Origin of the sequence: Clostridium muellerianum, assembly GCF_012926525.1 — a bacterium.
Lineage (GTDB): Bacteria > Bacillota > Clostridia > Clostridiales > Clostridiaceae > Clostridium_AM > Clostridium_AM muellerianum.
Window position 1 is genome coordinate 26,794 of sequence record NZ_JABBNI010000028.1, and the last position, 11,864, is coordinate 38,657.

The following is an 11,864-nucleotide window of genomic DNA, read 5'->3' on the forward strand; positions in this document are numbered from 1 at the left end:
AATTAATTTATTATTAGATTTAGTAAGATACTACCTGTAACACCAAGAACGTTTCTAGCTTACATTAGCAAATATGATAAGTAGATACTGGGTAATTATTTAATTTCTTTAAATTTAACGGTATAAGAACTTAAGCAAATTTCATATCAATGTTTATCATTGGTTGATTTACTACAGGAACATTGGTGCTATCAGTGATATGTAACAGACAAAAATATTATATAGCAAAGAGATAACTTTTACTAGTACTTGGATATTAAAATAAGGTTTTCTTAAGAATTTAGGTGTTAAAAAACATTTAAGTTTAATTGAGTGTGTAAAAAATGTAATTTAATGATTTTTAAATTTTAAAATATTATAACATTAAGCAATTTAGAAATTGACTTTTGAAAAAAATTTAAAAATACATATTTAATACAACTTCTAAATTTTTTGAGAAAGTTTTTGCAATACTATTGATAAATATTTAAAAAGTATTGTATAATGATTTTAAAATAATTGTTAACGTTAACATAGGCGAAAAATTAATATTGACTAAGGATTAGAAAATGTCATTTTTATAATTGTTAGCGATAACAATACTTATATGTATAATATTGTTGGCCTTAAAAAAATAAGTATGGAGATGGTAAATTTGATGAATAACAAAAATGAATCAGCTAGTATAAAAGAAGTTTTATGGAAAAATCATAAGGCTGTTCAATTTTCTGCAGGTGGATATGAAGCACTTATAGTACCAGAAGTAGGAGCTAATGTAATAGAATTTAGAAATACTATTAAAGAAGTAAGTATACTTAGAAGTCCTAATGATGATTTAGAATTTGAAGAATTTAAAAGTAGACCTCAAGTATACGGATTACCAGTATTGTTTCCGCCAAATAGAATAGAAGATGGTAAATTTAAAGTAGGTGATAAAGTATATCAATTTCCTATAAATGAACCTAAAAATCATAATTATATTCATGGATTTATAAAAAATGATAGGTGGCAAATAACTAAAAAAGAAATTATTTCTAAAGGTGAAGTCGAAATAGAAGCTGTTTTTAATTTTAATAAAGAACACAGCTTTTATAAATATTTACCACATGAATTTCAATTTAAATTAATTTATAACCTTTCTAATAAAGGATTGAAGCAAACTACTAGTATCACTAATTTAAGCGATAAAGAAATGCCAATAGGTATAGGATATCATACAGCATTTAATGTACCGTTCCATGAAGAAAGTAAGGATGAAGATTATAGAATAATAGCATCTATAGGTAAGAGATGGGTACAGGATGAGAGAAATTTACCAACAGAAGAAATCTTAGATTTGACAGAGAAAGAAAAACAGTATGTTAATAAAGGTATAATACCATTAGGATATAAGATAGAATCTCATTATACATTAAAAAATATAAATGTAGATGGATCAGAATTTCATGGTGCAATAATTGAAGATATATCTAAAAAGCTCAGAGTAGTGTATGAAATGGGAAAAGAATATAAACATATGGTTATTTGGAATGATATGGGAGACAAGCATTATGTATGCATAGAACCTCAAACATGTGTGATAAATGCTCCAAATATTAATTTAGATGACAACATAACTGGATTTAAAACATTAGCACCTAAGGATACTTGGAAGGAATCGGCAAAAATATATGTTGAGGATTTTAATTAGAATTAGCAGCATAGGAGAAATTAAATATTGAGAGAATACAGGGGCAATCTATAAAAACATTTTTGCACACGTTAACAAAAAAACTATTGTAATATAAAAAGAAAACGTTTATAATAAAAGCATAGCAAATTGTTCACGTGAACAATAAGATAATAATGAAAAAAGTAGGGTGATTATAGTGAAAAAGTTTATGGACGAAAATTTTTTATTAAATAATGATACTGCAGTAAACTTGTATCATGAATATGCAAAAGATATGCCTATTATAGATTATCATTGCCACTTAAATCCAAAAGAAATTTTTGAAAATAAAAGATTTAAAAATATAACTGAAGTTTGGTTATATGGGGATCATTATAAGTGGAGAGCTATGAGAAGTAATGGGATAGATGAAAAATACATTACTGGAGATGGAACTGATTATGAAAAATTTATGGCCTGGGCGAAAACTTTACCAATGGCTATAGGAAATCCTCTTTATCATTGGACACATTTGGAACTTCAAAGATTCTTTGGAATATACCAGGTTTTAAATGAAAAAACTGCTCCTGAAATTTGGGAAAGAGCAAATAAATTATTGAATGGAGAGGGTTTTGGAGCAAGAGACTTAATTAAAAAATCAAATGTAAAAGTTATATGTACTACAGATGATCCAATAGATTCATTAGAATATCATTTGAAATTGAAAGAATGTAAGGATTTTGATGTAAAAGTTTTACCAGCATTTAGGCCTGATAAAGGAATTAATATAAGTAAGAAAACTTTTGTACCATGGATTGAAAAACTTGGACAAGTATCAGGAAAAACTATAAATAATTATGATGATCTTATAGAAGCATTAAAGGGAAGAATTGATTTCTTCCATTCTGTAGGATGCAGGGTTTCAGATCATGCATTAGATAGTGTGGTGTATGCAGAAGGATCTAAAGAAGAAATTGAAAAAGCTTTCTTAAAGGCATTAAAAGGTGAAATATTAACTTCAGACGAAATAAGCAAATACAAAACATCAGTTTTAAAATTCTTAGGAGAAACTTATGCTAAATTAGGTTGGACAATGCAGTATCATATTGCTGCTATGAGAGATAATAATACTAAGATGTTTAATAAACTAGGTCCAGATACAGGATTTGATTCTATAAATGATGAAGGGATTGCTTATCCTCTTTCAAGAATTTTAGATTCATTAGAAACTAAAAATTTACTTCCAAAAACAATTTTATATACTTTAAATCCAAAGGATAATTTTATTCTTGGAACTATGCTTGGAAACTTTCAAGGAACAACTGCTCCAGGGAAAATACAATTTGGATCGGCATGGTGGTTTAATGATCACAAGGATGGAATGGTAGAACAGATGAAATCGCTAGCTAATCTTGGACTTTTAAGCCGATTTGTAGGAATGTTAACTGATTCTAGAAGCTTTCTATCATATACAAGACATGAGTATTTTAGAAGAATACTTTGTAATTTAATAGGAGAATGGGTTGAAAATGGAGAATATCCAAATGACATAGAATTTTTGGGAAAAGTTGTGCAAGATATATCTTACAATAATGCAAAAGAATATTTTGCAATGTAGATATTTTAAGTATCAAGTGATTATTTGGGTTAAGGTGAAGTTTGCTTATAATGAATTTGATCGTAATCTGAATTTTAGAAGAACTTATTCAGGCACATAAAGTAGCTATCCTAAGGTTAAGCATAGAGCTAAAATCTATGATTTTGTACGAAATCCTTACTATTTTTACAGAAGGAGAAGAGGTTTCATATAAAGATTGGAGTGTTAGCAAGGGGAGTTCATCGGATAGAAGTCTAATCTCTTCTGTACCTAATAGTACAGAAGAGATTAAAGATAATAGTATGTATATGTTTTGTTAAATGTAAACGATTTTGTATCATAGGAGGAGTAAAAACATGGAGCAAAAAAGCGTACAGAAAACTAAAAAAAAATTAACCTTAAAGGAAAAAATATCTTATGGTTTTGGTGACTTTGGTAATGGATTTATGTTTGATTTAGGACAGGCATATCTTTCTAAGTTCTTTACTGATGTATGTGGCATACCAGCAGCGGCAGCAAAAAATATTTTTGTATATACAAAGGTATTTGATGCATTTATGGATCCTATAGCTGGATCAACTATTGATGCAAGAAAACCAGGTAAACATGGTAAATTTAGACCGGTTATGATGGTTTCAAGTATAATTCTTGCTATATTAACAATTGTAACATTTTTGATGCCAGGGACTACACCTACTAGTAAATTGGTATATGCATATGCTGCTTATATGGTATGGGGACTTATATATTCATTTACAAATGTTCCTTATGGATCATTAGCCTCTGTTATGACTCAAGATGTTGACGAAAGAAGCCAAATGGCAACGTTTAGACAAACGGGATCTTTAGCAGCACAGTTAATAACTGGTGTAGCATTTGTACCTATACTTATACATTTTTCAGATCCTAAAATAGGATATCCAGTAGCTGCTGCTATTATGGCTTTAATAGGCGTAATTTCATTTTATATTTGTTTTAGAAACACTAAAGAACACATTCAACCTAAAGCAAAAGTACAAGAGAAAACAACTGTGGGTGATTATGCTAAAGCAGTATTCACAAATAAACCGTTATTATGTTTAATTCTTATGACTTTATTTACAATATCTGCAATGAATGCAAATAATCAAATGATGATATATTATTGTCAATATGCTCTTGGAAATGTTAAACTTCAACCAGTTATAAACAGTATAATGATTGGATGTTCTATTTTAGGAATCGCAGCTATTCCTAAAATGGTTAAAAAATTTGGAAAAAAGAAAACTGCTATGATAGGTTTCGCAATTGGTATCATTGCTAATGGATTAAACTTTATATTACCAGCAAACTTTTATGTATTCACAATACTTGTAACTATAGGATATGCAGGACTTGCTATTCCAAATGGTGTTACTTGGGCTTTCGTTTCTGATGCTATTGATTATGGTGAATGGCATACAGGAAAGAGAAAAGAAGGTATAACTTATGCTGCATTTAACTTCTCAAGAAAAATAGCTCAATCTATAGCAGCTTATGTTACTTTAGGAGCTTTACAATTAACAGGATATGTAGCAAATGCACATCAAAGCGCAAAAACATTATTAGGAATGAAAGCAGTAATGGCATTATATCCAGCTGTTGCATTAGCTATAGCTGCTGTTGTAATCGGTTTATTATATAATTTATCAGATGATAAATATAGAGATATAGTATCTGATTTACAGCAAGGAAAGTTTGATAAAAATGTAGTAAAATAAAATATATTATTTATTGAAATTGTTTTGTTTATTTTAAAAGTAAAATTTTGATAATATATTATTTTAAATAACTTTTATCTTATGCAAGTGTTTGGATTTTAATAATGTAAACACTTGTATTTTGTTTTATTTTTTAAAATTTAAGAATGTATACTGTAGTTTACTTATAAAGAATGTGATATTATCAAAAGAAGAAATATAGTTTTATGATAAGAAAGGTGACCATAATGAGTGTAACAATAAAGGATATAGCAAAATTAGCAAATGTATCACATACAACAGTTTCAAGAGCACTTAATAATAGCCCTTTAATAAATGAAGAAACAAAAAGTAAAATAAAAGCTATAGCAGAACAGCTTAACTATGTGCCTAATTATATTGCAAAAAGCTTAGTATTAGATAAATCTTATACAATAGGATTATTTTTTTCTAGTATAAGTAAAGGCACATCTTCAGGATTTTTCTTTGAAACAGTAACCGGAGTAAATAGTGCTATAGAGGAAAATTATAATCTGGTTGTAAGGGGAATTGATAATTACAAGGACTTTACAGCTATTAATAAAAAGAGATTTGATGGAATTGTGTTAATGAGTCAAAGTGATAATGATAATTACTTTGTATATGATGTAATGCAGAAGGGGATTCCACTAGTGGTTTTAAATAGAGAATTAGAAGAAGAAGCCCTAATAAATATAATATCCGACGACAAGGAAGGTACTTTTAAAGCTGTAGAACATTTAATAGAAAATGGACATAGAGATATAGCTATAATAGAAGGAAAAAAGGAATTTAAATCTAGTAAAAATAGAAAAGAAGGATTTATGGAAGCTTTAATTTACTATAATGTGCCAGTACGCAGCGAATATATGGTTAAAGGGAACTATGATATGAAAAGTGGATATGATGCCATGAAAAAACTTATGAATTTAGATAAAGTTCCTACAGCAGTATTTTGTTCCAATGATGATATGGCGATAGGTGCTATAAAGGCAGCATTTGATAATGGTCTTAGTGTTCCAAAAGATGTTTCAATAGTGGGATTTGATGATATAGCAGTTTCAGAGTATTCTACACCTTCACTTACAACTGTAAAAAGACCTATAGAAGATATAAGTGTAATGGGGGGGAAAAAGATAATTGACATAATAAATGGAGAAAATTATAAAGGTGAAAAAATTTATCTTAAAACAAAGCTTTTAGTAAGAGATTCTGTTTTGAGATTAAACAAAGATAGCTAAGAACTAGTTAGAATGAGTAACAAAATTAAACAGCAGATAATATATTCAATGTAATTAAATTTTTTTATAACTATAAAAAATGTTTTTTTAAAACCTGTTGTTCACGTGTGCATAATGTAGTATAATAAAATCAATAAACAAATAAATATAAAATTATATATAGCGCTTAATGGGGAAGATTAAGGTTTATTGCACACGTGAACAAAACATTTAGGAGGGTAATTATGAAATTAAATAAAGAGGTTTATAAAGAGTACAAAACATATCCAGAAAAAATTTTACAATATGGAGAAGGTAATTTTCTTAGAGGTTTTGTTGACTGGCAAGTTGACAAAATGAATAGAGAAACAGATTTTAATGGAAGTGTAGTAGTAATTCCACCTACTCAAAATGGGAAAATTGATAAATTGAATGAACAAGATGGTTTGTATACGTTATATTTGCAGGGAATAAAGGATGGAAAAGCTGTTAAAGAACATTTTGTCATAAATAGTATAAACAGAGGTATTAATTGCTATGAACAATACGATGAATATTTAAAAGTAGCAGAACAATCTGAAATAAGATTTATATTTTCTAATACTACTGAAGCAGGAATTACATTTGATGAAAACGATACACTAAGTGATAAACCACAAAATAGCTATCCTGGAAAATTGACTGCATTTTTATATCACAGATTTGAAACTTTCAAAGGAGAAAAAGATAAAGGATTAGTAATAATTCCTTGTGAACTTATAGATAGGAATGGTGAAAAACTTAAAAATATAATTTTGAAGTATACGGAACTTTGGAATTTGGGAGAAGAGTTTGTAAGATGGTTAAATGATTCCAACACATTTTGCTGCAGCCTTGTAGATAGGATAGTTCCGGGATATCCAAAAGACACAATTAAAGAAGTAACAGAGGAATTAGGCTATGAAGATAATCTTGTAGATGTTGGTGAGCAGTTTCACTTATGGGTAATTGAAGGACCAGAATGGATAAAAAATGAATTTCCAACTGATAAAGCTGGATTAAACGTTAAATTTGTTAAAGATATGACTCCATATAGAACAACAAAGGTTAGAATTTTAAATGGTGCTCATACATCTTTAGTGCCAGTAGCATATCTTTATGGATTAGACACTGTAGGACAAGCAGTTGAACATGAGGTTATTGGAAGATATGTAAGAGAAACTATGTATGATGAAATAATACCTACATTGGATTTGCCAGAAGAAGAGCTAAAGGATTTTGCAGATGCAGTGCTTGAAAGATTTGCCAATCCCTTTGTAAAACATTATTTAATGAGTATAGCTTTAAATTCAATGTCAAAATTTGAAACAAGAAATTTACCATCCTTAAGAGAGTATGTAAATAGAAAAGGAAAACTTCCTAAAAAATTATGTTTCTCACTGGCTGCATTAATAGAATTCTATAAAGGTAAAAGAGGAGAAGTGGATATAAAACTAGCAGATAATGAGGATATTTTAAAGTTATATAAATTCTTATGGGAAAATTATGATGGAACTGAAGCAGGATTAAAGAATATAGTAAGTACAGTTTTATCATATGAAAAGAATTGGAAAATGAATTTAAATGAAATTGAAGGATTGACAGACACAGTAACTAACTACTTATCAAAAATTGAAAAGCTAGGAATTAAGGAAGCAATTAAAGAAGTTATGTAAGCTTAAAGTGAAGTTCATAGTTTTTATGCTTATAATATAAAAGTTGATTTTATATCTTTCAAATATAGGTTATAGAAAGTGAGAGGTAATTTCATGAAAAATGTTATTAAAATAAATGAGAATGATAATGTAGTTGTAGCTTTAACAGATTTACAAAAAGGTGAAATTGTAGAAATAGATAATGAAAAAGTTAGTCTTAAAGAAGCTGTTAAGAGAGGTCATAAGATAGCTATAAGAAAAATTAAATTGAATGAAAATATAATCAAATATGGGTTTCCTATAGGTCATGCAATTTGTGACATATCAGAAGGTGAATGGGTTCATACACATAATGCAAAAACCAATTTAGATGGTATAAAAGATTATAATTTTAATCAAAGGCTTATTAAGAATGTATTTGAAAATAAAAACTTAACTTTTAAAGGATATAGAAGAGATAATGGAAATGTAGGCATAAGAAATGAACTATGGATAGTGCCTACAGTTGGATGTATAAATGGTATAGCAGATAAAGTTATAGAAAAATTTAAAGCTGAATTGGGTAATTTGAATATAGATAATACTTTAGTTTTAAAGCATAATTATGGATGTTCTCAACTTGGAGATGATCATAAAAATACTAGAACTATATTAGTAGATGCAGTTAAACATCCTAATGCTGGTGGAGTATTGGTTATGGGGCTTGGATGTGAAAACAACAATATGGATGAATTTAAAAATGCATTGGGAGAATTTGATGAAAAAAGAGTAAAGTTTTTAGTTGCTCAAGAAGTTTCAGATGAAATAGAAGAAGGAGTCAAACTATTAAAAGAACTTTATGAAAATATGAAAAATGATAAAAGAGAAGAAGTGCCTTTATCTGAACTTAAAATAGGACTTAAATGTGGTGGTTCAGATGGATTTTCAGGAATAACTGCAAATCCTCTTGTAGGAAAGTTTTCAGATTGGTTGATAGCACAAGGTGGAACCACAATTTTAACAGAAGTTCCAGAAATGTTTGGAGCAGAAACATTATTAATGGATAGGACTGAAAACAAAGAGGTGTTTGATAAAACTGTTCATCTAATTAATGATTTTAAAGAGTATTTTATGAATTATAACCAACCAGTATATGAAAATCCTTCACCAGGAAATAAAGCTGGAGGAATAACAACACTTGAAGACAAGTCTTTAGGATGTACACAAAAGGCAGGTACAGAAACAGTAGTGGATGTGCTTAAATATGGAGAAACTTTGAAAACAAAAGGATTGAATCTTTTGAGTGCCCCAGGAAATGATTTAGTAGCAGCATCTGCATTAGCAGCAGCAGGATGTCAAATGGTTTTATTTACAACAGGAAGGGGAACGCCTTTTGGAAGCTTTGTTCCTACTATGAAAATATCAACTAATTCAGAGATTTATAAATTAAAACCTCATTGGATCGATTTTAATGCAGGAACTTTGGTAGAAGATAAAACATTAGATAGCTTATTAGAGGAATTTATTGAATATATAATTAAAGTGGCTAGTGGTGAAGTGGTGAATAATGAAAAAAATGAATTTAGAGAAATAGCTATATTTAAAAATGGAGTGACATTATAGTGAATTTTTAACTATAGATTTGAATTTATTTTTGACTAAACTTTAGAAAATAAAAAAATAGATTAATAGGAGGAATTGAAATGATAGAAAAATTAGAAACTCTAAGAAAAATCACTGAAGTAGGTGTAGTTGCAGTAGTTAGAGCAGAAAATACTGAAAAGGCAGAAAAAATTTCAAAAGCATGTATAGAAGGTGGAATACCAGCAATAGAAGTAACATTTACTGTTCCAGGAGCAGATAAAGTAATAACTTCATTAAAAGAAAAATTTACAGAGGATGAATTAATAGTAGGAGCAGGAACAGTACTTGATAGCGAAACAGCGAGAATAGCTATACTTGCAGGTGCAAAATATATAGTAAGTCCAGGATTTGATTTGGAAACAGCTAAACTATGTAATAGATATCAAGTACCTTACATGCCAGGGTGTATGACAATTACTGAAATAATTAGAGCAATGGAAGCTGGAGCAGCTGTCATTAAAGTGTTTCCAGGAAGTGCTTTTGGTCCAAGCATCGTAAAAGATTTTAAAGCACCTCTTCCACAGGCACCCATTATGCCAACAGGTGGTGTAAGTTTAGAAAATGTGGATCAGTGGATAAAAAATGGTTGTATTGCAGTAGGAGTAGGCGGAAAATTAACTGCTGGTGCAAACACTGGTAATTATGATGAAGTAACTAGAGTTGCAAGACTTTTTGTAGAAAAAGTAAAAGAAGCTAGAAGTAAGTAGTTAAGGAGGATAACTTAGATATGAAAAAAGTAGTGACTATGGGAGAGATATTGCTAAGATTATCCACACCAGGATATGAAAGATTTACTCAAGCACAATCCTTTGACATAGTTTATGGTGGTGCTGAAGCCAATGTAGCTATATCCTTAGCAAATTGGGGAATAAATTCATGCTTTGTCACTGAACTGCCTGATAATCCAATAGGACAAAGTGCTATAAATAATTTAAAAAAGTATGGTGTTAATACAGAATATATTCATAGAGGTGGAGAAAGAGTAGGTATTTACTTCTTTGAAAAGGGTAATTCTGTAAGACCATCTAAAGTTGTATATGATAGAGCTAATTCAGCTATTACAAAAGTAAACGTTGATGACTTTGATTTTGACGAAATATTTAAAGATGCGGATTGGTTTCATGTTTCAGGAATAACTCCAGCTTTAGGAGAAAATTGTATAGAACTTGTTAAAAGAGCTATAGAAGAAGCTAAATTTCACGGAGTTCCTGTAAGTATAGATTTAAATTATAGAAAGCAGCTTTGGGGTATTGAAGAATTTGAAAGGGTAATGCAAGGACTATTAGAAGGTGTAGATGTTTGCTTTGGATGGCTAAGTAGTGTAGAAGAAAAACAAGGTGAATATAATGTAGCTGATTTTTCAAAGGGAGAATTAGATGAGGAAAGATTTAAATCCATATTTGGAAAGATGATAGAAAAATTTAATATAAAATATGTAGTGTCTACACTAAGAGAGAATTTTTCAGCTTCACACAATGCTCTTTCAGCTATAATTTATGATGGAAATGAACTTTATAGATCAAAAAGATACGATTTTACTATACAGGATAGAGTAGGTGGTGGAGATGCTTTTGCTGCTGGATTGATATATGGATTAGTGCAAGGTAAAAGTCATAAAGAAGCGTTAGAGTTTAGCGTAGCAGCTTCAGTACTAAAACACACAATAGATGGAGATGCAAATATTGTTACAGAAAATGAAGTATTAGAGCTTGCAGAAGGAAATGCATCCGGTAGTGTACAAAGATAGATCAATGAATATTACTTAGTTGAAATATTTATGGTAGGTAGCCATTGGATAAATTTAAATATTTATATAATGGAAGTAGCTTTAAGGTAGTTACTTCCTTTTTTTATCTTATATTCAGTATAAACTGAATCGGGCGTGTCAACATGCTATATGTTGAGTATTTAGTAGTAAAATTGATGATGAGAGATGTAACATTAAGTAGATAACAACTATGTTAAAATTAGTTGCTTTTAATATGGTAAGATTACATTCGTTGGTTGTGTGAATTGCAAACAACGAAGCAAAGTTGTTTAATATAATGTCGCGGGGTGGAGCAGTTGGTAGCTCGTCGGGCTCATAACCCGAAGGTCACAGGTTCAAGTCCTGTCTCCGCAACCAAAAATATTAATAACTTTAAGATCCTTGAAAATTAAACAGAGTGAAAGTAAGATTTAAATCTTATTTTAAATAAGCCAGTATTAGTTAAACTAATAAGTTTAACGTCAATAATTTGAGTACAGATTAAACTTTAAAATTGAGAGTTTGATCCTGGCTCAGGACGAACGCTGGCGGCGTGCTTAACACATGCAAGTCGAGCGATGAAATCCCTTCGGGGATGGATTAGCGGCGGACGGGTGAGTAACACGTGGGCAACCTGC

9 protein-coding genes, 1 tRNA gene and 1 rRNA gene are annotated in these 11,864 nt (G+C 29.7%); all 11 read left to right on the forward strand.

The genetic code is table 11. From position 1 onward, the window contains the following. Positions 1 to 637: 637 nt before the first annotated feature. Complete coding sequence (locus HBE96_RS15105; protein ID WP_169298585.1) at positions 638 to 1,669, forward strand: aldose 1-epimerase; 1,032 nt, start codon at positions 638 to 640, stop codon at positions 1,667 to 1,669. 178 nt (positions 1,670 to 1,847) lie between these two features. Then, positions 1,848 to 3,248, forward strand: coding sequence for a glucuronate isomerase (gene uxaC / locus HBE96_RS15110; RefSeq protein WP_169298577.1), 1,401 nt, complete (start codon positions 1,848 to 1,850; stop codon positions 3,246 to 3,248). Positions 3,249 to 3,385: 137 nt separating this feature from the next. Then, positions 3,386 to 3,547 carry a hypothetical protein gene (locus HBE96_RS15115; RefSeq protein WP_169298578.1) on the forward strand — a complete coding sequence of 54 codons (162 nt, stop codon included), beginning with the start codon at positions 3,386 to 3,388 and terminating at the stop codon, positions 3,545 to 3,547. A 36-nt stretch (positions 3,548 to 3,583) separates the two neighbouring features. After that, positions 3,584 to 4,966 carry a glycoside-pentoside-hexuronide (GPH):cation symporter gene (locus tag HBE96_RS15120; RefSeq protein ID WP_169298579.1) on the forward strand — a complete coding sequence of 461 codons (1,383 nt, stop codon included), beginning with the start codon at positions 3,584 to 3,586 and terminating at the stop codon, positions 4,964 to 4,966. A gap of 227 nt (positions 4,967 to 5,193) precedes the next feature. Then, complete coding sequence (locus HBE96_RS15125; protein ID WP_169298580.1) at positions 5,194 to 6,204, forward strand: LacI family DNA-binding transcriptional regulator; 1,011 nt, start codon at positions 5,194 to 5,196, stop codon at positions 6,202 to 6,204. 224 nt (positions 6,205 to 6,428) lie between these two features. Further along, a complete protein-coding gene (locus HBE96_RS15130) occupies positions 6,429 to 7,877 on the forward strand; it encodes a tagaturonate reductase (RefSeq protein WP_169298581.1) in 1,449 nt (482 codons plus the stop codon). 93 nt (positions 7,878 to 7,970) lie between these two features. After that, on the forward strand, positions 7,971 to 9,458 hold the full coding sequence (locus tag HBE96_RS15135) for a UxaA family hydrolase (protein ID WP_169298582.1): 1,488 nt from the start codon (positions 7,971 to 7,973) through the stop codon (positions 9,456 to 9,458). Positions 9,459 to 9,538: 80 nt separating this feature from the next. Then, positions 9,539 to 10,186, forward strand: a complete 648-nt coding sequence (locus tag HBE96_RS15140; protein ID WP_169298583.1) for a bifunctional 2-keto-4-hydroxyglutarate aldolase/2-keto-3-deoxy-6-phosphogluconate aldolase — start codon at positions 9,539 to 9,541, stop codon at positions 10,184 to 10,186. Positions 10,187 to 10,206: 20 nt separating this feature from the next. Further along, positions 10,207 to 11,226 carry a sugar kinase gene (locus tag HBE96_RS15145; RefSeq protein WP_169298584.1) on the forward strand — a complete coding sequence of 340 codons (1,020 nt, stop codon included), beginning with the start codon at positions 10,207 to 10,209 and terminating at the stop codon, positions 11,224 to 11,226. A gap of 302 nt (positions 11,227 to 11,528) precedes the next feature. Beyond that, positions 11,529 to 11,604 (forward strand) — tRNA-Met (locus HBE96_RS15150). Positions 11,605 to 11,736: 132 nt separating this feature from the next. Then, a 16S ribosomal RNA gene (locus HBE96_RS15155) occupies positions 11,737 to 11,864 on the forward strand; the annotation flags it as partial.